Source organism: Pseudomonas sp. GW822-FHT01E03 (assembly GCF_058802985.1).
The window spans coordinates 12927-35230 of record NZ_JBXAOQ010000012.1 but is presented as its reverse complement, the minus strand read 5'-3'; the positions used below and the strand labels follow the sequence as shown (position 1 = coordinate 35230).

Genomic DNA, 22304 nt, shown 5'->3' with positions numbered 1-22304 from the left:
CATTCTCGAACAATCAAAACAAAACGCTTCAGAGCAGCACCACGTCGTATTGTTCCTGGGAATACATGGTTTCGACCTGGAAGCGGATGGTGCGCCCGATAAACCCTTCCAGTTCGGCAACGTTGCCCGACTCTTCGTCGAGCAGGCGGTCCACCACTTTCTGGTTTGCCAATACACGATAGCCTTCCGCCTGATAGGCGCGAGCCTCGCGTAGGATTTCACGGAAGATTTCGTAGCAAACGGTTTCCGGGGTCTTGAGCTTGCCCCGTCCCTGACAGGCATTGCACGGCTCGCACAACACCTGTTCAAGGCTTTCGCGAGTGCGCTTGCGGGTCATCTGCACCAGGCCCAACTCGGTGATACCGATGATGTTGGTCTTGGCGTGATCGCGCTCCAGTTGCTTTTCGAGCGTGCGCAACACCTGGCGCTGGTGCTCTTCATCTTCCATGTCGATGAAGTCGATGATGATGATTCCGCCCAGATTACGCAGGCGCAATTGACGGGCGATGGCCGTCGCGGCTTCGAGGTTGGTCTTGAAGATGGTCTCTTCGAGATTGCGATGGCCGACGAACGCCCCGGTATTGACGTCGATGGTGCTCATGGCTTCCGCCGGATCGACCACCAGATAACCGCCGGACTTGAGCGGGACCTTGCGTTCGAGTGCCTTCTGGATTTCGTCTTCGACGCCATACAGGTCGAAAATCGGCCGCTCGCCCGGGTAATGCTCCAGGCGGTCAGCAATCTCGGGCATCAGTTCAGCGACGAATTGCGTGGTTTTCTGAAAGGTTTCCCGGGAGTCGATGCGGATCTTCTCGATTTTCGGGCTCACCAGGTCACGCAGGGTGCGCAGCGCCAGGCCAAGGTCTTCGTAGATTACGCTAGGCGCACTGATGGTTTTGATCTGGGCGTTGATCTGATCCCAGAGACGGCGCAGATAACGGATGTCCATGAGGATTTCATCCGCGCCGGCGCCTTCGGCTGCCGTGCGCAGGATGAAACCGCCAGCTTCCTTGATACCTTCCTTGGCCACGCAATCAGTGACCACCTGTTTGAGGCGTTCGCGCTCGGCTTCGTCTTCGATCTTCAGAGAAATACCGACATGGGCCGTGCGCGGCATGTACACCAGATAACGTGAAGGAATCGAAAGCTGGGTGGTCAGGCGTGCGCCTTTGGAACCGATCGGATCCTTGGTCACCTGCACCACCAGGCTCTGGCCCTCGTGCACCAGTGCACTGATGCTCTCGACCGCCGGGCCTTCTCGCACGGAAATTTCCGACGCATGAATGAACGCGGCACGGTCCAGGCCGATATCGACGAATGCCGCCTGCATTCCAGGCAATACCCGCACGACTTTGCCTTTATAGATGTTGCCGACGATCCCGCGCTTTTGCGTACGCTCGACGTGGACCTCTTGCAGGACACCGTTTTCGACCACCGCCACGCGCGACTCCATCGGCGTGATGTTGATCAGAATCTCTTCACTCATGGCAGGGTCTCGTTCAGGCATGTTCACGATAATGGCCGCATCTGTTCAGAACGTTGCTTGGTGTGCGTTCCGGGGTTGCCAACAGGGTATGCCGAAATGGCCGAGCAGTTCCGCGGTTTCGCAAAGCGGTAGTCCGACCACCGCTGAATAACTTCCATCGAGCCCGGCGACAAACACCGCACCCAGTCCTTGAATGCCATAACCGCCCGCCTTGTCCCGTGGTTCGCCGCTGGCCCAGTAGGCTGCGGCTTCCTCACGACTGATATCTCGAAAACGCACCCGGCTGGTGACAACCCGGGATTCGCAACGTCCGCCATCGAGCACGGCAATCGCGGTCAGGACTTCATGTTCACACCCTGACAGCATCGTCAGCATGGCGCACGCATCCGCTTGATCAACCGGTTTGCCGAGAATTTTTCCATCGAGCACCACGGCGGTATCGGCACCGAGCACGCAGAATGGTTCGTCAGACACGACGACGACGCGCCCGGCCTCGGCCTTGCCGCGTGCCAGACGCTCGACGTAGGCCGATGGGGATTCTTGAGCTAATGGAGTTTCATCGATGTCCGCATTGACGGCGCAGAACGCAACGCCGATCTGCGTGAGCAATTCACGTCGACGCGGCGAACCAGAGGCGAGGTACAACCGTTTCATCAAGACCTCTCCCTGTCCAATGCCTGAGCGAATTAATTGATTTTGTAGCGTCGACGCAGTCCGCGCAAACCGAAACTGATCCAGGGCCAGAGCAGCGCACTGACCAGTGCCGGCAGCACCAGCGCCAACGTCGGCTGACGATTGCCGGTCAAGGCACTGAGCCACAGCTGTACTAGCTGGGCGAGGCCGAAGATCACCAGGATCACCAGGCTCTGCTGCCACATCGGGAACATCCGCAGGCGTTGCTGCAGCGCCAGCACCAGATAGGTGATGAGCGTCAGGATCAAGGCATTCTGACCCAGCAAGGTACCGTAGAGCACGTCTTCAGCCAGCCCCAGGCAAAACGCCGTCACCATCCCGACGGTCTGCGGCAGGTTCAACGCCCAGAATGCCAGCAACAACGCCAGCCACAGCGGGCGCAGGATTTCCATGAATTGCGGCAGAGGCGAAACGCTCAACAGCAGACCGACGGCGAACGTCAGCCAGACTATCCAGCCGTTTCGGGATGCTTTCACACCGCCCATTATTCTCTCCCCACTGGAGTGGCCGGCGCGGACACTGGCGGTTTGGCGGCAGGCTTCGCGGCAGCGGGTTGCGCCGCCGGCGGTTTAGCCGCCGCAGGATGCGAGGCCGCAGGCTTGGCTGGCGTGGTGGTTGGCTTGGCTGGCGCGGTGACCGCAGGTGCCGCCGTCGCAGGAATCGCCAGTGCGGCGGCCGGTGCAGCGGGGACCGCGGGGCTGACCGGTTTCGGAACCGTCGACGGAATGATCGGCCCACCGCCCTGCGCATCCAGGCTTTCCTGGGCCTGGGCGGCAGCGTTGACGCGCTCTTCGGCAGTCCGGTTGTCGCTGAACACCAGCAACAGGTAACGGCTACGGTTCAAGGCGGCGGTCGGAACGGCGCGGACAATGGCAAACGGTTGGCCGGAATCGTGAATCACTTCCTTGACCGTCGCCACCGGATAACCCGCCGGGAAACGCTGACCGAGGCCGGAGCTGACCAGCAGGTCGCCCTCCTTGATGTCGGCGGTATCGGCCACATGCCGCAACTCGAGACGTTCCGGGTTGCCGGTGCCGCTGGCAATCGCCCGCAAACCGTTACGGTTCACCTGCACCGGAATGCTGTGGGTGGTATCGGTCAGCAGCAAGACGCGGGAGGTGTAGGGCATCAACTCGACCACCTGCCCCATCAGGCCACGGGCATCGAGTACCGGCTGACCGAGGACCACGCCATCGCGCTCACCTTTATTGATGATGATGCGATGGGTGAAGGGGTTGGGGTCCATGCCGATCAACTCGGCCACTTCGACCTTCTCGTTGACCAGGGCCGAAGAGTTGAGCAACTCGCGCAGCCGAACGTTCTGCTCGGTCAGGGCGGCAAGCTTCTGCATGCGCCCCTGCAACAGCAGGTTCTCGGTCTTGAGTTTTTCGTTTTCGGCGACGAGTTCGGTCCGGCTGCCAAACTGACTGGCAACGCCTTCCCACAGTCGTCCGGGCAGGTCGGTGATCCAGTAGGCGTCCATCAGCACCAGCGACATCTGGCTGCGTGCAGGCTTGAGCAGACTGAAACGGGCATCGACCACCATCAGCGCGACCGATAGCACGACCAGCACCAACAGGCGCACGCCAAGTGAAGGGCCCTTGGTGAAAAGCGGTTTAATAAGCCGCTCCTCCCAGGCAAATGTTCTGTTTATTCATACGGCAGCAATCCGGCCTGGATGCAGACTGACAGAAGATAAACGCGAACAGGCAGCACTGCAAAGTGCCGCCTGCGCGCTCAACAGCATAGAGGCAATCCGGCGACTTATTCGCTGGAAAGCAGGTCCATGGTGTGTTTATCCATCATTTCCAATGCACGGCCACCGCCGCGAGCAACGCAGGTCAGCGGGTCTTCGGCAACGATCACCGGCAGACCGGTTTCCTGGGCCAGCAATTTGTCCAGGTCACGCAGCAAGGCGCCACCACCGGTCAGTACCAGGCCACGTTCGGCGATATCGGAAGCCAGCTCCGGAGGCGATTGCTCCAGGGCGCTTTTCACGGCCTGAACGATGGTTGCCAGGGACTCTTGCAGAGCTTCCAGCACTTCGTTGGAGTTCAGGGTGAATGCGCGTGGAACGCCTTCGGCCAGGTTACGGCCGCGAACGTCGACTTCGCGAACTTCGCCGCCCGGATACGCGGTACCGATTTCCTGCTTGATGCGCTCGGCGGTGGATTCACCGATCAGGCTGCCGTAGTTGCGACGCACGTAGGTGATGATCGCTTCGTCGAAGCGGTCGCCGCCCACACGTACGGATTCGGCGTAAACCACACCGTTCAGGGAGATCAGCGCGATTTCAGTGGTACCGCCACCGATATCCACGACCATCGAACCGCGAGCTTCTTCAACCGGCAGGCCGGCACCGATCGCAGCGGCCATTGGCTCTTCGATCAGGAACACTTCACGGGCACCGGCGCCAAGGGCCGATTCACGGATGGCACGACGCTCAACCTGGGTGGATTTGCATGGAACGCAGATCAACACGCGTGGGCTAGGCTGCAGGAAGCTGTTTTCGTGAACCTTGTTGATGAAGTACTGCAGCATTTTTTCGCACACGCTGAAGTCGGCGATCACGCCGTCTTTCATCGGACGAATGGCAGCAATGTTGCCCGGCGTACGGCCCAGCATGCGCTTGGCTTCGGTGCCGACAGCAACGACACTTTTCTGGTTACCGTGTGTCCGAATGGCCACAACGGAGGGCTCATTCAGGACGATACCGCGCTCGCGCACGTAAATAAGGGTGTTGGCAGTGCCCAGGTCAATGGAAAGATCGCTGGAAAACATGCCACGCAGTTTCTTGAACATGGGAAAGGGACCCTAGGCAACGCGTGGGTAAAAAAGTGCGGCAAACTCTAACAACGACAGGGATTTTGGGCAAGGCGCCAATATGTTAAATTGGCCGCTTTTCTGTGCACCAAGCCCCACAATCGCGGCCTTATGACCGTAGAAGTGCGGTAGTGTTCCGACAATCTAACACACGGACGCCGTCCGTTTTGTTTTCCACTGGAGAATCCCAATGGCGCTTGAACGCTCCGACGTGGAAAAAATCGCTCATCTGGCCTGCCTTGGCCTCAATGATGCCGATCTTCCACACATCACTTCGGCCCTTAACAGCATTCTCGGGCTGGTCGACGAAATGCAGGCGGTCGATACCGATGGTATCGAACCGCTGGCCCACCCACTGGAAGCCAGCCAGCGCCTGCGCGCAGACGTCGTGACCGAGACCAATCACCGCGAGGCCTACCAGTCCATCGCACCAGCGGTCGAAAACGGCCTGTACCTGGTTCCGAAAGTCATCGACTAATAGGGAAAGAGCCTGCAATGCATCAATTGACTCTGGCCGAGATCGCCCGCGGACTCGCCGATAAAAAGTTTTCCTCCGAAGAGCTGACCAAGGTCCTGCTGGCGCGCATCGCCCAGCTCGATCCGCAGCTCAACAGTTTCATCAGCCTCACCGAAGACCTGGCGCTGACGCAGGCGAAAGCCGCTGACGCCCGCCGGGCCAATGGTGAGAGCGGCGCCCTGCTCGGCGCGCCGATCGCCCACAAGGACCTGTTCTGCACCCAGGGCATTCGCACCAGCTGCGGCTCGAAGATGCTCGACAACTTCAAGGCCCCGTACGACGCCACCGTCGTCGCCAAGCTGGCCGCTGCCGGCGCCGTGACCCTGGGCAAGACCAACATGGACGAATTCGCCATGGGTTCGGCCAACGAGTCGAGCTACTACGGCGCGGTGAAAAACCCGTGGAACCTGGAACACGTTCCGGGTGGTTCGTCCGGCGGTTCGGCGGCGGCGGTTGCCGCTCGTCTGCTGCCTGCGGCTACCGGCACCGACACCGGCGGCTCGATCCGCCAGCCAGCAGCATTGACCAACCTCACCGGCCTGAAACCGACGTACGGTCGCGTATCGCGCTGGGGCATGATCGCTTACGCCTCCAGCCTCGATCAGGGCGGCCCGTTGGCGCGCACGGCCGAAGACTGCGCAATTTTGTTGCAAGGTATGGCTGGCTTTGATCCGAATGACTCCACCAGCATCGACGAACCCGTGCCGGACTACAGCGCCAGCCTCAACGGTTCGCTGCAAGGCCTGCGTATCGGTGTGCCGAAAGAGTACTTCAGCGCCGGTCTCGACCCGCGCATTGCCGACCTGGTCATGGCCAGCGTCGAAGCGCTGAAAAAACTCGGCGCCGTGGTCAAGGAAATCAGCCTGCCGAACATGCAGCACGCGATTCCTGCGTACTACGTGATCGCCCCGGCGGAAGCGTCCTCCAACCTGTCGCGCTTCGACGGCGTACGTTTCGGCTTCCGTTGCGCAGACCCGAAAAACCTGGAAGACCTGTACAAGCGCTCCCGTGGCGAAGGTTTCGGGACAGAAGTGCAGCGCCGGATCATGGTCGGTGCCTACGCCCTGTCCGCCGGTTACTACGACGCCTACTACCTGAAGGCGCAGAAGATTCGTCGCTTGATCAAGAACGACTTCATGGCCGCTTTCAATGAGGTCGACATCATCCTCGGCCCAACCACGCCGAACCCGGCCTGGAAGCTTGGCGCCAAGAACAGCGACCCGGTCGCTGCGTACCTGGAAGACGTCTACACCATCACCGCCAACCTCGCAGGCCTGCCCGGCCTGTCGATGCCGGCCGGTTTTGTCGACGGCCTGCCGGTCGGCGTGCAATTGCTCGCTCCGTATTTCCAGGAAGGTCGCCTGTTGAACGTTGCCCACCAGTATCAGTTGAACACTGACTGGCACACCCGCACCCCAACCGGCTTCTGAGGAGACACACATGCAATGGGAAGTCGTGATCGGGCTGGAGATTCATACCCAGCTCACCACCCGGTCGAAAATCTTTTCCGGTAGTTCCACCACCTTCGGTTCCGAGCCGAACACCCAGGCCAGCCTGGTAGACCTGGGCATGCCGGGCGTATTGCCGGTGCTGAACCAGGAAGCGGTACGCATGGCGGTGATGTTCGGTCTGGCGATTGACGCCGAGATCGGCCAGCACAACGTGTTCGCCCGTAAAAACTACTTCTACCCGGATTTGCCCAAGGGCTACCAGATCAGCCAGATGGAGCTGCCGATCGTCGGCAAGGGCCACCTGGACATCGCCCTCGAGGACGGCACGGTCAAACGCGTAGGCATCACCCGTGCGCACCTGGAAGAAGACGCCGGCAAGAGCCTGCACGAAGAATTCAGCGGCGCCACCGGCATCGACCTGAACCGTGCCGGCACGCCGCTGCTGGAAATCGTTTCCGAGCCGGACATGCGCAGTGCCAAGGAAGCCGTGGCCTACGTCAAGGCGATCCACGCCCTGGTGCGTTACTTAGGGATTTGCGACGGCAACATGGCTGAAGGTTCGCTGCGTTGCGACTGCAACGTTTCGATCCGCCCGAAAGGCCAGGCCGAGTTCGGCACCCGCTGCGAGATCAAGAACGTCAACTCGTTCCGCTTCATCGAGAAGGCGATCAACAGCGAAATCCAGCGTCAGATCGAATTGATCGAAGACGGCGGCAAGGTGATCCAGCAGACCCGCCTGTACGACCCGAACAAGGACGAGACCCGTCCAATGCGCAGCAAAGAGGAAGCCAACGACTACCGTTACTTCCCCGATCCTGACCTGTTGCCAGTGGTCATAGAGAACTCCTTCCTCGACGACGTGCGCGCCACCCTACCGGAATTGCCACCGCAAAAGCGCGAGCGCTTCCAGGAGCAATTCGGTCTGTCGGTCTATGACGCCAGCGTGCTGGCCACCAGCCGCGAGCAAGCCGATTACTTCGAGAAAGTCGCGAGCATCGGCGGCGACGCCAAACTGGCGGCGAACTGGGTGATGGTCGAGTTGGGCAGCCTGCTCAACAAGCAAGGTCTGGACATCGAAGAGTCGCCGGTTTCCGCCGAGCTTCTGGGCGGCATGCTGCTGCGCATCAAGGACAACACTATCTCCGGCAAGATCGCCAAGGTGGTGTTTGAAGCGATGGCCAACGGCGAAGGCAGCGCAGACGAGATCATCGACAAGCGCGGCCTCAAGCAAGTGACCGACACCGGCGCCATCTCGGCGGTGCTGGACGAAATGCTCGCGGCCAACGCCGAGCAGGTCGAACAATACCGCGCGGCAGACGAAGCCAAGCGCGGCAAGATGTTCGGCTTCTTCGTCGGTCAGGCCATGAAAGCCTCCAAAGGCAAGGCCAACCCGCAACAGGTCAACGAACTGCTCAAAAGCAAGCTCGAAGGCTGATGAGAATGGAGCCAGCCCTAAAATCTGGCTCCATTCCCTGTGGGAGCGACGGTGCGACGATTCGACTTGCTCGCGATAGCGGTCCGGCACTCAACACAAAGTTGACTGTCAGAATGCCAATCGCGAGCAAGCTCGCTCCCACATTTGTTTTCGGAAGCTTTCAAATGAAGCGTCTACTTGGACTTTGCGCCCTCCTTTCGCTCCTGGCCGGTTGCGCCAGCACCGACACCGTCGATCCGCATGGCTACGACAAAACCGGCGTGGCTTCGTACTACGGCGCCAAACACCAAGGCAAACGCACCGCCAACGGCGAGCGTTTCAACATGAATTCCATGACCGCCGCCCATCGCCAGCTACCCTTCGGTACACGGGTGAAGGTCACCAATCTGAATAACGACAAATCCTGCGTGGTGCGCATCAATGATCGCGGGCCGCACACCCGGGGCCGCCTGATCGACCTGTCCAAGGAAGCCGCCGAGCGCCTGGGCATGCTGCGCAGCGGCACCGCGCGGGTTCGCGTGCAAGCCCTCGACGACTGACCGATGGAGCCCCGACCATTTTCGGATTAGCCGATTTACCCCTGATCAGCGTGATCGAATTGCTCAGCGGATTGCTCCTGCTGATTGTCGGTGCGGAATTGATGGTGCGCGCCGCCGTACGCATCGCCGCGCGGTTGCACATACGACCGCTGATCATCGGCCTGACTATCGTCGCCCTCGGCAGCAGCGCACCGCAGATGGCGGTCAGCCTGCAAGCGACCCTGGCGCACAATGCCGACATCGCCGTCGGCAGTGTGATCGGCAGCAGCATTTTCAACATCCTCGTCACCCTCGGGTTGTCTGCACTGATCATTCCGCTGCGGGTTTCCCGACAATTGGTGCGCCTGGATATTCCGTTGATGATCGGCGCCAGCCTGTTGGTGTTCGTACTCGCCTGGAATGAAGAACTGACCCGGGCCGACGGCGTGATGTTGCTGACGGCGCTGGCGATTTACCTGGGCTTGTTACTGCGTCAGTCGCGACACTCGGCACGCCCGGTATCGAGCCATGATCACAACGGCCAGGCGTCATGGCTGAGCAGCCTGCTGATGATCGTCGCCGGACTGGCGATGCTGGTGTACGCCGGACACTTGCTGCTGGGGGCAGCCGTTGCGGTCGCTACCGACCTTGGGCTGTCGGAGCGGATCATCGGCCTGACCATCGTCGCCGTCAGCACCTCACTGCCTGAGCTCGCCACTTCGTTGATCGCAGCTATACGCGGCGAACGCGATATTGCCGTGGGCAACGTGATTGGCAGCAACCTGTTCAACCTCCTGGGCGTGCTCGGCTTTACCGCGCTCGTGGCACCGTCACCGCTGTCGGTGTCGCCCAACGCCCTGGATTTCGACCTGCCGGTGATGCTCGGCATCGCGGCGCTGTGCCTGCCGGTGTTCTACTCCGGCTATCGGGTGACCCGCGCCGAAGGCCTGCTGTTTCTGGGTTTGTACCTGGCGTATGGGCTGCACGTGGTGTCGTTCACCACCGGCATGCCACTGGCCGGCAAGCTGGAACACTTGATGCTGTTATTCGTCCTGCCAGCGCTGGTAGCGTTTTTGCTGTTCACGTCACTTCGCGCCTGGCGTCGCCAACACCATAAGAAGGAAGTCCCATGACCGAGAATAAAAAACCCGGCGTTGAAGTCCGCCGCCAAGTGATGGGCGACGCCTTCGTCGACCGCGCACTGGGCAACGCCACCGAGTTCACCCAGCCGCTGCAAGACTTCGTCAACGAACACGCCTGGGGCGGCGTGTGGAATCGCGAAGGCTTGCCGCTGAAAACCCGCAGCCTGATTACCCTCGCAGCCCTGACCGCACTCAAGTGCCCGCAGGAGTTGAAAGGTCACGTGCGCGGTGCGCTGAACAACGGCTGCACTGTGGATGAAATTCGCGAAGCGCTGCTGCATTGCGCGGTGTATGCCGGTGTGCCGGCGGCGATCGATGCGTTTCGGGCGGCGCAGGAAGTGATCGACAGTTACCAGAAGCCAGAGTGAATCAAAGAAATTCAGGCTGCCTGATCTGGCGCCATCGCGAGCAAGCTCGCTCCCACAGGGGTATTCGGTGTGAATAGAATTTGATCAGCAACAAAGAAACCTGTGGGAGCGAGCTTGCTCGCGATGAGGCCCTAAAGCACAGCGACAATCCGGAAGCTAAATCCACCCACCCCACTGCAACAAAAAGATCCCGATATTGGTGGTCACCGCCGCCATCAACGTGGTGATCACGATAATCGCCGCCGCCAGTTCATGATTGCCATCCGCCGCCCGGGCCATGACGAAACTGGCCGCTGCCGTCGGGCTGCCGAAGTACAAAAACAGAATCCCCAGCTCCGCACCACGGAAGCCCCAGAGCCACGCACCGAGTGTCGCCAGGATCGGCAGACCGAGCATTTTCACCAGGCTCGAACTGAACGCCATCGAACCGCTTTTGCGCAGTGCCGCCAGCGACAGCGTGCCGCCGATGCAGATCAGCGCCAGCGGCAACGTGGTTTGCGCCAGGTACTGGCCGGAGGTTTCCAGCCAGCCGGGCAAGCCGATCTTGAAATAGGCGAAGGGTGCAGCCGCAATCACGCTGATGATCAGCGGATTGCTGAACACGCTTTTACAGATGCTCCACGGATCGGACTTGATCACCGGGCTGTACACCGCCAGCACGATGGTCGACAGCGTGTTGTAGAACAGGATCACCAGCGCCGCGAGGATCGCCCCGAGGGAAATCCCGTAGTCGCCATACATGCTTGCCGCCAGCGCCAGGCCGATGACTCCGTTGTTACCGCGAAAGGCACCCTGGGTGTAGATCCCCCGATCTTCCCGCGGGCACTTCCAGATCGCCCAAACCCAGGCGATGGCAAAACACACCAGGGTCGCAAGGGAAAAATAGATCAGCAGCGCCGGCTGCAACGCCGCGTGCAGGTCGGCATGCAGGATGCCCAAAAACAGCAACGCCGGCATGGTGACGTTGAACACCAATGCCGACGCGGTGTGGATGAAGTTGTCGTTGATCCAGTCGATGCGTTTGAGCAGCACACCCAGAAACAGCATGACGAACACCGGCGCGGTGATGTTCAGGGTTTCGAGGAAAATTGCCAGCATGCCGGGAGGACCTTGGGGTGGGCGTCGTTAGGGGGCTAATGATAAGCCACCAAGTCCCCTGGCGTCTGTTAGACCGATATCGCGAGCAAGCTCGCTCCCACATTTTTCCAGTGCCGAACACAAAATCTGTGCACGGCGAAAATCCATTGTGGGAGCGAGCTTGCTCGCGATGAAGGCGACTCGGTCTTAGGTGATCGGCGCCGGGTTAAACAAGGTGATGTCGTTATGCAGCTTGTGCTGCTCGGCCCACGTCTGCTTCTTGCCGCTCGCCACGTCCAGATAGTAGTGGAACAACTCCCAGCCAAGATCTTCGATGGAAGCCCGGCCGGTGGCAATACGCCCGGCGTCGATGTCGATCAGGTCCGGCCAGCGTTGCGCCAGTTCGGTCCGGGTCGATACCTTCACCACCGGCGCCATGGCCAGCCCGTAAGGCGTGCCGCGACCGGTGGTGAACACGTGCAGGTTCATCCCCGCCGCCAACTGCAAGGTCCCGCAGACAAAGTCGCTGGCCGGGGTCGCGCAGAAGATCAGGCCTTTGCGCTTGAATCGCTCGCCAGGGCCAAGCACGCCGTTGATCGCGCTGCTGCCGGACTTGACGATCGATCCCAGGGATTTCTCGACAATGTTCGACAACCCGCCCTTCTTGTTGCCCGGCGTGGTGTTGGCACTGCGATCCGCTTCGCCCTTGGCCAGGTAGCGGTCGTACCAGTCCATTTCCCGCACCAGTTCCTGGGCGACGTCCTGATTTTCCGCGCGGGAGGTCAGCAGATAAATTGCATCGCGCACTTCGGTGACTTCGGAGAACATCACCGTCGCACCGGCGCGCAGCAGCAGGTCCGAGGCATAGCCGAGCGCCGGGTTGGCGGTGATGCCGGAGAACGCATCACTGCCACCGCATTGCATGCCCAGGATCAACTCGGATGCCGGCACGGTTTCCCGGCGACGTTGATCGAGCTTCTTCAAGCGCGTCTCGGCCAGTTCCATGATCTGCTCAATCATCTCGGTGAAGCCGTGACTGGAATCCTGCAAGCGGTACAGCCATGGCTCGCTCAAATCCACCGAGCTGTCGTTCTCGTGCATCACTTGCCCGGCCTGCAGTTTCTCGCAGCCCAGGCTGATCACCAAGGCTTCGCCACCCAGGTTCGGGTTGCGCGCCAGGTTGCGAACGGTGCGGATCGGGATGTACGCGTCGGTGGCGGTGATGGCCACGCCACAGCCGTAGCTGTGGGTCAGCGCCACCACGTCATCGACGTGCGGGTACTTGGGCAGCAACTCGTCCTTGATACGCTTGACCGCATGATCCAGTACTCCGGTCACGCACTGCACGGTGGTAGTGATGCCGAGAATGTTGCGCGTGCCGACGGTGCCGTCGGCGTTGCGATAACCCTCGAAAGTGAAGCCCTCCAGCGGTGCCTGCGCGGCCGGCACGTCGGTGGACAGCGGCAGGCTGTCCAGCGGTGGCGCGGTCGGCATGCGCAGTTGATCTTCCTTGACCCAACTGCCGCGGGGAATCGGCTGCAAGGCATAGCCAATGACCTGGCCATAACGAATCACCTGGCCACCTTCGGGAATGTCTTCCAGGGTGACCTTGTGGCTCTGCGGCACGAAATCCACGGTAACCAGACCGTCCGCAAACTCGGTGCCGGCCGGTACACCCTGATCATTGACCACGATCACTACGTTGTCCCGCTCGTGCAGGCGGATGTAGCGCGGCGAGTCGGAATGTTCAATCAACTGCATGACGCCGCTCCTCAGGAATGCGCTTGAGACAATTTGCCTGGGGCTTCAGTACCGTTCGCTGGTGGCTCTTTGAGCACCACGCGCTTGATCGGGCCCACGATCACCAGGTAGCTGAACACCGCAACCAGTGCGTTGCAACCGACAAACACCAACGCCCACTTGAATGAACCGGTGGAGCTGATGATGTAACCGATCACGATTGGAGTGGTGATCGAAGCAATGTTACCGAAGGTGTTGAACAGGCCACCGCTCAGACCGGCGATCTGCTTCGGCGAAGTGTCGGACACCACGGCCCAGCCCAGTGCGCCGACGCCTTTGCCGAAGAACGCCAGGGCCATGAAGCCGACGACCATCCATTCTACGTCCACGTAGTTGCACGCCACGATGCTGCTGGAAACCAGCAGGCCAGCAATGATCGGCGCCTTGCGGGCGAAGGTCAGGGAATGGCCCTTGCGCAACAGGTAATCGGAAATCACCCCGCCGAGCACACCACCGATGAAGCCGCAGATTGCCGGCAAGGACGCGATGAAACCGGCCTTGAGGATGGTCATGCCGCGCTCCTGCACCAGGTACACCGGGAACCAGGTCAGGAAGAAGTAAGTGATGCCGTTGATGCAGTACTGGCCCAGGTACACGCCGAGCATCATGCGGTTGGTCAGTAATTGGCGGATGTAATCCCACTTCGGACCGTCGGACTTCTTGCCCTTCTGGTCCATGTCGACCATGCCGCCGTTTTCGGAGATGTGCTTGAACTCAGCATCGTTGATCCGTGGGTGTTCGCGCGGGCTGTAGATCACTTTCAGCCAGACCAGCGAGAAGATGATGCCCAGGATACCCATGACGATGAACACGTGCTCCCAGCCGAAGGAGTAGACGATCCAGCCCATCAGCGGAGCGAACAGCACGGTGGCGAAGTATTGCGCCGAGTTGAAGATCGCCGAGGCCGTACCGCGTTCAGCAGTCGGGAACCACGCCGCAACGATTCGGGCGTTACCAGGGAAAGACGGCGCTTCAGCCAGGCCCACCAGGAAGCGCAGCATGAACAGCGCAACCACCGCCGTGGACATGCCGAATTCACCGACGAAGCCTTGCAGCACGGTGAACAGCGACCAGGTGAAGATGCTCAATGCGTAGATTTTTTTCGAGCCAAAACGGTCCAGTAGCCAGCCGCCGGGGATTTGCCCGGCCACATAGGCCCAACCGAATGCGGAGAAGATGTAGCCGAGGGTCACGGCGTCGATGCCGAGGTCTTTTTGCAGGCTGGAGCCAGCGATTGCGATGGTAGCCCGGTCGGCGTAGTTGATTGTGGTCACCAGAAACAGCATGAGCAGGATCAAATAGCGGACGTGAGTCGGCTTCTGGGTCGATTGCATGTAGATGTACTCCCACTGATTATTTTTATGCGGGTAATAACGGTGCTTTGCAGGAGCGAGCTTGCTCGCGATGGTCGTCAACGATGACGCTGGGCATCAGGCTGAACTTCGCGATCTCGAGACCATCGCGAGCAGAGCTCGCTCCTACAGGGGGTGCGGTATCGTTGCCAATACCGCGGTGTTTCTTGTTACGAACCGATGTAGCTGGTCTTCACGACCGTGTAGAACTCTTGCGCATAGCGACCTTGCTCACGTGATCCATAGGATGAACCTTTACGCCCACCGAACGGAACGTGGTAATCCACACCGGCGGTCGGCAGGTTGACCATCACCATCCCGGCCTGGGAGTGCCGTTTGAAGTGATTGGCGTACTTCAGCGAGGTGGTGGCAATGCCCGCCGACAGCCCGAACTCGGTGTCGTTGGCCATGGCCAGCGCGGCTTCGTAATCGGCGACGCGGACGATGTTGGCCACTGGGCCGAAGATCTCTTCCTGGCTGATGCGCATCGAAGCTTCGCTGTCGGCAAACAGGGTTGGCGCGAGGAAGTAGCCCTCGGTGTCGCACGTCACCAGACCACCGCCGCTGACCAGACGCGCACCTTCGGACTGGCCGATGTCGATGTACTTCATGTCCTGCTCGAGTTGCGCTTGCGAGACCACCGGACCGATATCGGTACCCGCCTTCAATGCATGGCCGACCTTGATCGACTTCATGCGCTCGGCCATGGCTTCGACGAACTGGTCGTGAATCCCGGCGGTGACGATAAAGCGGCTGGAAGCCGTGCAACGCTGGCCGGTGGAGTAGAACGCGCTCTGCACTGACAACTCGACCGCTTGTTTGAGGTCGGCGTCGTCGAGAATGATCTGCGGGTTCTTGCCGCCCATTTCCAACTGGACTTTGGCCTGGCGCGATACACAGCTGACAGCGATCTGACGACCCACGCCCACGGAACCTGTGAAGCTGATGCCGTCGACTTTCGGACTGTGAACCAGTGCATCGCCCACCACGCGACCGCTGCCCATCACCAGGTTGAATACACCGGCCGGGAAGCCTGCGCGGGAGATGATTTCGGCCAGGGCCCAGGCGCAACCTGGAACCAGGTCTGCGGGTTTCAGCACGACGCAGTTGCCGTAGGCCAGGGCCGGGGCGATTTTCCATGCCGGGATGGCGATCGGGAAGTTCCACGGGGTGATCAGACCAACCACGCCCAAAGCTTCGCGAGTGACTTCAACGTTGACGCCCGGACGCACCGACGGCAGGTAGTCGCCGGACAGGCGCAGGCACTCGCCGGCGAAGAACTTGAAGATATTGCCGGCGCGGGTCACTTCGCCGATGGCTTCAGGCAGGGTCTTGCCCTCTTCCCGGGCCAGCAGGGTGCCGAGTTCTTCGCGACGGGCGAGGATCTCAGTGCCGACTTTATCCAGGGAATCGTGACGCGCCTGAATGCCGGACGTGGACCAGGCCGGGAACGCGGCACGGGCGGCGTCGATGGCAGCGTGGACCTGAGCCAGATCAGCCTTGGCGTAGTCGCCGATGGCGTCGGTCAGTTCGGACGGGTTGATGTTGGTCGAATAATCGCCACCGGCAACCCATTCGCCGTTGATGTAGTTATCGAAACGCTTTGCATCTGCCACTTTGAGATCTCCTCACGCAAAAGGCCGCTGATTGCTCAGCGGCCTTACTTGAACGGATGTATTACTGCGCACCCTGCTTGTCGATCAGCGCGGCGAGCATTTCGTACTCTTCGCCGGTCAGATCGGTCAGCGGTGCACGCACAGGACCTGCGTCGTAGCCGGCAATTTTTGCCCCGGCCTTGACGATGCTTACGGCATAACCGGCTTTGCGGTTACGGATGTCCAGGTACGGCAGGAAGAAGTCGTCGATGATCTTGCCGACGGTGGCGTGATCTTCTCGAGCGATCGCGTGGTAGAAGTCCATCGCGGTTTTCGGAATGAAGTTGAACACCGCCGAGGAGTAGACCGGCACGCCCAGTGCCTTGTAGGCCGCGGCGTAGACTTCGGCGGTCGGCAAGCCACCCAGGTAGCTGAAGCGATCACCGAGGCGGCGACGGATCGACACCATCAACTCGATATCACCCAGGCCATCCTTGTAGCCGATCAGGTTCGGGCAGCGCTCGGCCAGACGTTCCAGCAGCGGCGCGGTCAGGCGGCAGACGTTACGGTTGTAGACCACCACGCCGATGTTTACCGACTTGCACACGGCTTCAACGTGGGCGGCAACGCCGTCCTGGCTGGCTTCGGTCAGGTAGTGCGGCAGCAGCAGCAGACCTTTGGCGCCCAGACGCTCGGCTTCCTGTGCGTATTCGATAGCCTGGCGGGTCGAACCGCCGACCCCGGCCAGGATTGGCACGCTGGTGGCGCAAGTGTCGACCGCAGTCTTAATGATTTCCGAATATTCGCTGGCCGCCAGAGAGAAGAACTCACCGGTGCCGCCTGCGGCGAACAGAGCCGAGGCGCCGTATGGGGCCAGCCACTCCAGACGCTTGATGTAACCCGCGCGGTTGAAGTCGCCCTGTGCATTGAAATCGGTAACCGGGAAAGACAGCAGACCGGAAGAGAGGATGGACTTCAGTTCTTGTGGATTCATTATTCGAACACCCTGGATTGCGACGTTGTGTGAGAAAACCGTTCAGCCTGCGCTGAAGTTGTAGGTCATCGTACAACTTAAAATACAACCGTCAACTGCATTTCATCGCTGCGGGTGAAAATTGTTGGACAACCGGATCAGGAAACCAGCAAATCAGAGGCTCTCCGACCTAAGAGCGCGGAGGAAAAAAGTCGCGACCGTAGGCGTATCAGAGATACGTTGTCAGAAGAGAAGTCAGTAGGAACGAGGCTTTTTCTGGTGTGGCTTACGGCCCAATCGCGAGCAAGCTCGCTCCCACAGGGGCTGTGTGTGATCTCGATTCTACGATCGACACAAGACACTGTGGGAGCGAGCTTGCTCGCGATGGCGGCAGATCAGGCGAGGGATTACCGGAGTCAGATTTCTTATCCGCGCTGCGCCTCAGCCTCTTCATGGGCATGACGCAACCGCTCACGGCTGTTGGTCAGGTGCAAACGCATGGCGGCCCGCGCCGCATCGGAATCCTGACGGGCAATGGCGTCGTAGATTTCTTCGTGCTCACGGCTCAGGCGACTCATGTAGTGCTGCTGGTCGTCATGAGCCAGGCGCGCGGAGTTCAGCCGTGTGCGCGGAATGATGCTGGTGCCCAGGTGGGTCATGATGTCGGTGAAGTAGCGGTTGCCGGTGGACAGCGCGATTTCGAGGTGGAAGGCGAAGTCCGAAGCCACGGCGTCACTGGCGTGAGCGGCACTTTCATTCAACGCATCGAGGGCGGCGCGCATGTTGGCCAGTTGTTCCGGACTGCGACGTTGCGCCGCCAGCCCGGCAGACTCCACTTCCAGACTGATGCGCAGTTCCAGGATCGCCAGCACATCTCGCAGGGTTACCACAGTCGCCGGGTCGATACGGAAACCGCTCGGGCTCGGCGTGTCGAGCACGAAGGTGCCGATACCGTGGCGGGTTTCCACTTGCCCTGCCGCCTGCAAACGGGAAATCGCCTCGCGCACCACCGTGCGGCTGACACCATGGGCATCCATGATGGCCGACTCGGTGGGCAACTTGTCGCCACGCTTGAGATGGCCGTCGCGGATCTGCTCCGACAGCACCGTCACCAGTTCCTGAGCGAGGCTGCGGCGCTTGCGTGGGAGGCGTGGTACGTCGTTCGGGTTTTCCATGGTGAACATCTGTCTCGAAAAAATCGGCGGCTGAAAGCGCATCATAGCGCAACGCGGTTGTACGATCACCACCACCCCTGCTCGCGATGGACTGGCAAGCGCCGCGTGTTTACAGGAAGCACGCGTTATCGTTTGCCACCATCGCGAGCAAGCTCGCTCCTACAAGGGATTGTGGTGTTATGCAGTCACAGCCTGGTCCACCAGATGGCCATTCTCGATACGAATGTGCCGAGGGTGGAAGCGCTTCAGGCTGCTGCGATGGCCGACGCTGACGATGCTCAGCCCCGGCAACTCGTCGATCAGCGCCTGATAAAGCGTGGCCTCGTCTTCTTCGTCCATCGCCGAGGTGGCTTCATCCATGTACAGCCATTGCGGTGCATAAAGCAGCGCACGGGCGAAGGCCAGGCGCTGCTGCTCACCCGGCGACAACATGCGCTGCCAGTGGTTGGCTTCGTCGAGACGGGCAATCAGGTGCGGCAAGCGGCAGGTTTCCAGCACCTGCGCGTAGCGCTCGTTCGGATAGGTATCGCCGGGCTGTGGATAACTGAGGACATCACGCAGGGTGCCAATCGGTAAATACGGTTTTTGCGGCAGGAACAGGTAGCGCGCCGATGGCAGGCGAATACTGCCGTGGCCGGTCGGCCACAGATGCCCCATCGCCCGCAGCAGGGTCGACTTGCCGCTGCCGGAACGACCGCTGAGCATCACACGCTCGCCCTCCTTCACGGTCATGTCGGCGTTGGTCAGCAGGTGACGACCTTCAGCCAGGTCGAGGCCGAGGTTGTGCACCTTCAGCACCGAGCCCGAATTCTGGACGTCGATGGCCGGCGCACGTTCTTCGTTGTCACGCATGGCCTGGTGGAAGCTCAACAGACGATCGCAGGTGGCGCGCCAGGAAGCGAGGCTCTGGTAGGCACTGATAAACCAGCTGAAGCTCTCCTGCACATTGCCGAACGCCGAGCTGATTTGCATCAGTTCGCCCAGTTCGATCTTGCCGGAAAGGTAACGCGGGGCGGCAACCATGAAGGGGAAGATGATCGCGGCCTGGCTGTAACCAGCGGTGAAGAACGTCAGGCGCTTGGACACCTTCATGATGTCCCAGAAGTTATGCCAGACCATCCCGAAGCGGCTGCTCAACCGGCGGTTTTCGTTCGGCTCTCCGTTGTACAACGCGATGCTTTCGGCGTTCTCGCGAATTCGCACCATGGAGAAACGCAGGTCAGCTTCGAAGCGTTGTTGCTGGTTGTTCAGGCCGATCAGGCGACGACCGATCAAATGCGTCAACCAGCTGCCGACCACCGCGTAAACCAGCACGCACCAGAACATGTAGCCGGGAATGGTGATGCCGAATACTTCAATACTGCCTGACACACCCCACAGGATGATCGAGAACGACACCAGGCTGACGATATTGCGCAGCAGCCCGATACCCAGCTCAAGGGTGTTGGAGGTGAAGTTGTTGAGGTCTTCGGAAATCCGCTGGTCCGGGTTATCGGTGTAACCGCCCTGCTCCAGCTGGTAGTAGTTTTTGTCACCCAGCCAGCGGGTGAAATGCTTTTCGGTGAGCCATGCCCGCCAGCGGATCGTCAGCATCTGCGTCAGGTACAGCCGATACACCGCGCCGACGATCGCCACCGCAGCAATCCCGCAGAAATACAGGATCAGCCGCCAGAATGCCTCCTCGTCCTTTTGTTGCAGCGCGTTGTAGAAATCCTTGTACCAGGTATTGAACCACACCGAGATCCCTACGCTGATCAGCGACAGCGCAATCACGGCGATCAGCAGAGTCCAGGCTTTGACCTTTTCTTCACTGCGCCAGTAAGGCGTGATCATCGCCCACACTTTGCGAAAAAACTGCCCGCGCACAGCGTCGTTGACCGCGGAATACTCAGCGTTCTGATTCATGGATAAGGCTCGATAGAAAAAAGTACACACACGAACCGATCATAGATGATCGGTCCGGTTTTTCGCGAGATACGGCCCGCATTCGTTCAGCGCAGGTTCAGCGGCGAACGGGACGCTTCTGCAGTTTGCGCTGCAGGGTGCGGCGGTGCATGCCCAGGGCACGGGCGGTGGCGGAGATGTTGCCTTCGTGTTCGGTCAGCACGCGCTGGATGTGCTCCCACTGCAGGCGGTCCACGGACATCGGGTTTTCCGGCACCAGGCTGTCGAGGTCGGCGTGCTCGGACAGCAGCGCCGCCAGCACGTCGTCGGCGTCCGCCGGCTTGCACAGGTAGTTGCAGGCACCGCGCTTGATCGCCTCGACGGCAGTGGCGATGCTCGAGTAACCGGTGAGGATCACCACGCGCATTTCCGGGTCCATTTCCAGCAACTTGGGCAGCAGCACCAAGCCGGAATCGCCGTCCATCTTCAGGTCAAGGGCGGCGTAATCCGGCAGATCGGCCTTGGCCAGCTCCAGGCCTTCCTCGGCGGAACCGGCAGTGCTGACGCGAAAACCGCGGCGAGCCATGGCACGGGCCATGACGCGGGTGAATGTGGCGTCGTCATCGACCAGCAACAAATGCGGCAGTTCTTCGCCTTCGACTTGGATCTCTTCACTCATGTTCGTCTCCTCGGGCGACACGGGGCAGGCGCAGCTCGGTGAGCGTGCCACCTTCCTCATGACTGTAGAGTTTCACTGAGCCGCCGGCGCGTGTCACGCTGGCCTTGCTCAAAAACAGGCCCAGGCCGAAGCCTTTGCCCTTGGTGGTAAAAAACGGCTTGCCGATTTGCTCGGCGATGGCCAGCGGCACACCGGCGCCATGGTCACGAATGCTGATGGTGAGGTTTTCCCAATCCCAGTCCAGCGTCACTTGCAGCCCTTCGGGGCAGGCATCGGCAGCGTTGTTCAACAGATTCAGCAAAGCCTGGGTCAGGTCCGGCGGCGGCGCCATCCGGGGGACCGGGCCCTGGCCGAGGCGCTGGAAGCGATAACTGGCTTCCGGGCGCATCAGGTGCCAGCGATTGAGGGCTTCATCAAGCCAATCGGTGACGTCCTGCATCTCCACCGCCAACCGGCGATTGGCCTCGGCGGCGCGTACCAGATGCTGCAAGGTCTCTTTACACAGCTTGACCTGATCCTGCAGCACGCTCAGGTCGTCCTGCAACATCGGATCATGATGATCCTGGCGCATTTCCTTGAGTAGCACACTCATGGTCGCCAACGGCGTGCCCAGTTCATGGGCCGCACCGGCGGCCTGGGTGGCGACGGCCAGCAGTTGCTGATCGCGCAGGCCTTCTTCGCGGCGAATGGCGCGCAACTCTTCCTGACGACGCAGCTCTTCGGCCATGCGCGCGGCGAAAAACGTGATCACCGCTGCAGCCAGGGCGAAGCTCAGCCACATTCCGTACACCTGCAGGTTCTCCCGGGCGATCGGGAAGGTTTGCAGCGGGTAGAACTGCGCCAGCAACAGCGTGTACATCGTCAGCGCTATACCCGACAGGATCACCGAGTAACGCCACGGCAAGGTCACGGCGGCAATGGTCAGCGGCACCAGGTAATAGGAGACGAAGGGGTTGGTCGAACCACCGGAGAAATACAGCAATGCGCTGTGGATAAACAGATCGCAGGCCAGTTGCACGGCGTATTCGAGCTCGGTCACCGGCCACGAGGTACGCAGACGAATGGCCGTGAACACGCACAGCAGCATTGAACATGCGAGCGTCGCCGCCAATTGAAACCAGGGCAGTGGCAGCAATTCGAGCCAGTAGGCCAGACCAACGGAACCGGCCTGGGCGGCCAGCACCAACGTGCGGATGAACGTCAGCCGCCAGAGGTTCTGGCGAGTGGCGGAAGTGATTTGAACGGGGGCGAGCATGAGCTCTCCTGATGAGCGCTCCAGGCGGATCGCAGGGAGTATAACCAAGCGCGGGGGCTGACAGGCAAAAGTGCGGCAAAC

Annotated in this window: 20 protein-coding genes; 6 read left to right on the top strand and 14 right to left on the bottom strand. The window is 60.5% G+C overall.

The annotated features are described in order from the left end of the window. Positions 1 to 28: 28 nt before the first annotated feature. The 5 genes from rng to mreB all read right to left on the bottom strand — a co-directional run bounded on the left by rng (position 29) and on the right by mreB (position 4981). Positions 29 to 1486 (bottom strand): ribonuclease G, encoded by a 1458-nt coding sequence (gene rng, locus AC1RP7_RS22690; RefSeq protein WP_090453080.1) that lies wholly within the window; start codon positions 1484 to 1486, stop codon positions 29 to 31. 45 nt (positions 1487 to 1531) lie between these two features. Further along, positions 1532 to 2140, bottom strand: coding sequence for a Maf family protein (locus tag AC1RP7_RS22685; RefSeq protein WP_493182903.1), 609 nt, complete (start codon positions 2138 to 2140; stop codon positions 1532 to 1534). Between the two features lie 32 nt (positions 2141 to 2172). Beyond that, on the bottom strand, positions 2173 to 2664 hold the full coding sequence (mreD, locus tag AC1RP7_RS22680) for a rod shape-determining protein MreD (protein WP_007970244.1): 492 nt from the start codon (positions 2662 to 2664) through the stop codon (positions 2173 to 2175). Then, the gene (mreC, locus tag AC1RP7_RS22675) at positions 2664 to 3800 is read right to left on the bottom strand and encodes a rod shape-determining protein MreC (protein WP_493182910.1); all 1137 of its coding nucleotides are present in this window, start codon (positions 3798 to 3800) and stop codon (positions 2664 to 2666) included. Before mreC ends, mreD begins: the two co-directional genes overlap by 1 nt. A 143-nt stretch (positions 3801 to 3943) precedes the next feature. Beyond that, complete coding sequence (gene mreB / locus AC1RP7_RS22670) at positions 3944 to 4981, bottom strand: rod shape-determining protein MreB (RefSeq protein WP_002555108.1); 1038 nt, start codon at positions 4979 to 4981, stop codon at positions 3944 to 3946. Positions 4982 to 5192: 211 nt separating this feature from the next. On the opposite strand from mreB, the gene gatC reads away from it, so the two are divergent. The 6 genes from gatC to AC1RP7_RS22640 all read left to right on the top strand — a co-directional run bounded on the left by gatC (position 5193) and on the right by AC1RP7_RS22640 (position 10433). Continuing rightward, positions 5193 to 5480 (top strand): Asp-tRNA(Asn)/Glu-tRNA(Gln) amidotransferase subunit GatC, encoded by a 288-nt coding sequence (gatC, locus tag AC1RP7_RS22665; RefSeq protein ID WP_003221657.1) that lies wholly within the window; start codon positions 5193 to 5195, stop codon positions 5478 to 5480. Between the two features lie 17 nt (positions 5481 to 5497). After that, complete coding sequence (gene gatA / locus AC1RP7_RS22660; protein ID WP_493182905.1) at positions 5498 to 6949, top strand: Asp-tRNA(Asn)/Glu-tRNA(Gln) amidotransferase subunit GatA; 1452 nt, start codon at positions 5498 to 5500, stop codon at positions 6947 to 6949. Positions 6950 to 6959: 10 nt separating this feature from the next. Further along, entirely contained in the window at positions 6960 to 8405 is a 1446-nt protein-coding gene (gatB, locus tag AC1RP7_RS22655; protein ID WP_090453075.1) for an Asp-tRNA(Asn)/Glu-tRNA(Gln) amidotransferase subunit GatB, read from the top strand. 164 nt (positions 8406 to 8569) lie between these two features. Continuing rightward, complete coding sequence (locus AC1RP7_RS22650; protein WP_008051680.1) at positions 8570 to 8944, top strand: septal ring lytic transglycosylase RlpA family protein; 375 nt, start codon at positions 8570 to 8572, stop codon at positions 8942 to 8944. 50 nt (positions 8945 to 8994) lie between these two features. Further along, positions 8995 to 10056, top strand: coding sequence for a calcium/sodium antiporter (locus AC1RP7_RS22645; RefSeq protein ID WP_090453073.1), 1062 nt, complete (start codon positions 8995 to 8997; stop codon positions 10054 to 10056). Then, positions 10053 to 10433, top strand: a complete 381-nt coding sequence (locus tag AC1RP7_RS22640) for a carboxymuconolactone decarboxylase family protein (protein ID WP_046040018.1) — start codon at positions 10053 to 10055, stop codon at positions 10431 to 10433. The genes AC1RP7_RS22645 and AC1RP7_RS22640 overlap by 4 nt, the downstream gene beginning before the upstream one ends. A 156-nt stretch (positions 10434 to 10589) precedes the next feature. On the opposite strand, the gene AC1RP7_RS22635 is transcribed toward AC1RP7_RS22640, so the two are convergent. From AC1RP7_RS22635 to AC1RP7_RS22595, 9 genes are all read right to left on the bottom strand, one after another. Next, positions 10590 to 11531, bottom strand: a complete 942-nt coding sequence (locus tag AC1RP7_RS22635; protein WP_150812817.1) for an AEC family transporter — start codon at positions 11529 to 11531, stop codon at positions 10590 to 10592. A 186-nt stretch (positions 11532 to 11717) separates the two neighbouring features. Then, a complete protein-coding gene (gene garD / locus AC1RP7_RS22630) occupies positions 11718 to 13271 on the bottom strand; it encodes a galactarate dehydratase (protein ID WP_057716438.1) in 1554 nt (517 codons plus the stop codon). An 11-nt stretch (positions 13272 to 13282) separates the two neighbouring features. Beyond that, positions 13283 to 14644, bottom strand: coding sequence for an MFS transporter (locus AC1RP7_RS22625; protein WP_057716439.1), 1362 nt, complete (start codon positions 14642 to 14644; stop codon positions 13283 to 13285). A 188-nt stretch (positions 14645 to 14832) separates the two neighbouring features. Then, positions 14833 to 16278: an aldehyde dehydrogenase family protein gene (locus AC1RP7_RS22620; protein WP_150812819.1), complete on the bottom strand. Its 1446-nt coding sequence runs from the start codon at positions 16276 to 16278 to the stop codon at positions 14833 to 14835. A gap of 61 nt (positions 16279 to 16339) precedes the next feature. Beyond that, positions 16340 to 17251 carry a 5-dehydro-4-deoxyglucarate dehydratase gene (gene kdgD, locus AC1RP7_RS22615; protein WP_007976489.1) on the bottom strand — a complete coding sequence of 304 codons (912 nt, stop codon included), beginning with the start codon at positions 17249 to 17251 and terminating at the stop codon, positions 16340 to 16342. 404 nt (positions 17252 to 17655) lie between these two features. Next, positions 17656 to 18405, bottom strand: a complete 750-nt coding sequence (locus AC1RP7_RS22610) for a FadR/GntR family transcriptional regulator (RefSeq protein ID WP_178081865.1) — start codon at positions 18403 to 18405, stop codon at positions 17656 to 17658. A gap of 177 nt (positions 18406 to 18582) precedes the next feature. Continuing rightward, positions 18583 to 20310, bottom strand: coding sequence for an ABC transporter ATP-binding protein/permease (locus AC1RP7_RS22605; RefSeq protein WP_057716442.1), 1728 nt, complete (start codon positions 20308 to 20310; stop codon positions 18583 to 18585). A 97-nt stretch (positions 20311 to 20407) separates the two neighbouring features. Then, on the bottom strand, positions 20408 to 20968 hold the full coding sequence (locus AC1RP7_RS22600; RefSeq protein WP_007973041.1) for a response regulator transcription factor: 561 nt from the start codon (positions 20966 to 20968) through the stop codon (positions 20408 to 20410). After that, the gene (locus AC1RP7_RS22595; RefSeq protein ID WP_057716443.1) at positions 20961 to 22223 is read right to left on the bottom strand and encodes an ATP-binding protein; all 1263 of its coding nucleotides are present in this window, start codon (positions 22221 to 22223) and stop codon (positions 20961 to 20963) included. Before AC1RP7_RS22595 ends, AC1RP7_RS22600 begins: the two co-directional genes overlap by 8 nt. Positions 22224 to 22304: the final 81 nt, after the last annotated feature.

Excerpts from the sequence above, each read along its gene's own strand:
- rng (WP_090453080.1), bottom strand. The coding sequence starts at position 1,486 with ATGAGTGAAGAGATTCTGATCAACATCACGCCGATGGAGTCGCGCGTG.
- AC1RP7_RS22685 (WP_493182903.1), bottom strand. The coding sequence starts at position 2,140 with ATGAAACGGTTGTACCTCGCCTCTGGTTCGCCGCGTCGACGTGAATTG.
- mreD (WP_007970244.1), bottom strand. The coding sequence starts at position 2,664 with ATGGGCGGTGTGAAAGCATCCCGAAACGGCTGGATAGTCTGGCTGACG.
- mreB (WP_002555108.1), bottom strand. The coding sequence starts at position 4,981 with ATGTTCAAGAAACTGCGTGGCATGTTTTCCAGCGATCTTTCCATTGAC.
- gatC (WP_003221657.1), top strand. The coding sequence starts at position 5,193 with ATGGCGCTTGAACGCTCCGACGTGGAAAAAATCGCTCATCTGGCCTGC.
- gatA (WP_493182905.1), top strand. The coding sequence starts at position 5,498 with ATGCATCAATTGACTCTGGCCGAGATCGCCCGCGGACTCGCCGATAAA.
- gatB (WP_090453075.1), top strand. The coding sequence starts at position 6,960 with ATGCAATGGGAAGTCGTGATCGGGCTGGAGATTCATACCCAGCTCACC.
- AC1RP7_RS22650 (WP_008051680.1), top strand. The coding sequence starts at position 8,570 with ATGAAGCGTCTACTTGGACTTTGCGCCCTCCTTTCGCTCCTGGCCGGT.
- AC1RP7_RS22640 (WP_046040018.1), top strand. The coding sequence starts at position 10,053 with ATGACCGAGAATAAAAAACCCGGCGTTGAAGTCCGCCGCCAAGTGATG.
- AC1RP7_RS22635 (WP_150812817.1), bottom strand. The coding sequence starts at position 11,531 with ATGCTGGCAATTTTCCTCGAAACCCTGAACATCACCGCGCCGGTGTTC.
- garD (WP_057716438.1), bottom strand. The coding sequence starts at position 13,271 with ATGCAGTTGATTGAACATTCCGACTCGCCGCGCTACATCCGCCTGCAC.
- AC1RP7_RS22625 (WP_057716439.1), bottom strand. The coding sequence starts at position 14,644 with ATGCAATCGACCCAGAAGCCGACTCACGTCCGCTATTTGATCCTGCTC.
- kdgD (WP_007976489.1), bottom strand. The coding sequence starts at position 17,251 with ATGAATCCACAAGAACTGAAGTCCATCCTCTCTTCCGGTCTGCTGTCT.
- AC1RP7_RS22610 (WP_178081865.1), bottom strand. The coding sequence starts at position 18,405 with ATGGAAAACCCGAACGACGTACCACGCCTCCCACGCAAGCGCCGCAGC.
- AC1RP7_RS22605 (WP_057716442.1), bottom strand. The coding sequence starts at position 20,310 with ATGAATCAGAACGCTGAGTATTCCGCGGTCAACGACGCTGTGCGCGGG.
- AC1RP7_RS22600 (WP_007973041.1), bottom strand. The coding sequence starts at position 20,968 with ATGAGTGAAGAGATCCAAGTCGAAGGCGAAGAACTGCCGCATTTGTTG.
- AC1RP7_RS22595 (WP_057716443.1), bottom strand. The coding sequence starts at position 22,223 with ATGCTCGCCCCCGTTCAAATCACTTCCGCCACTCGCCAGAACCTCTGG.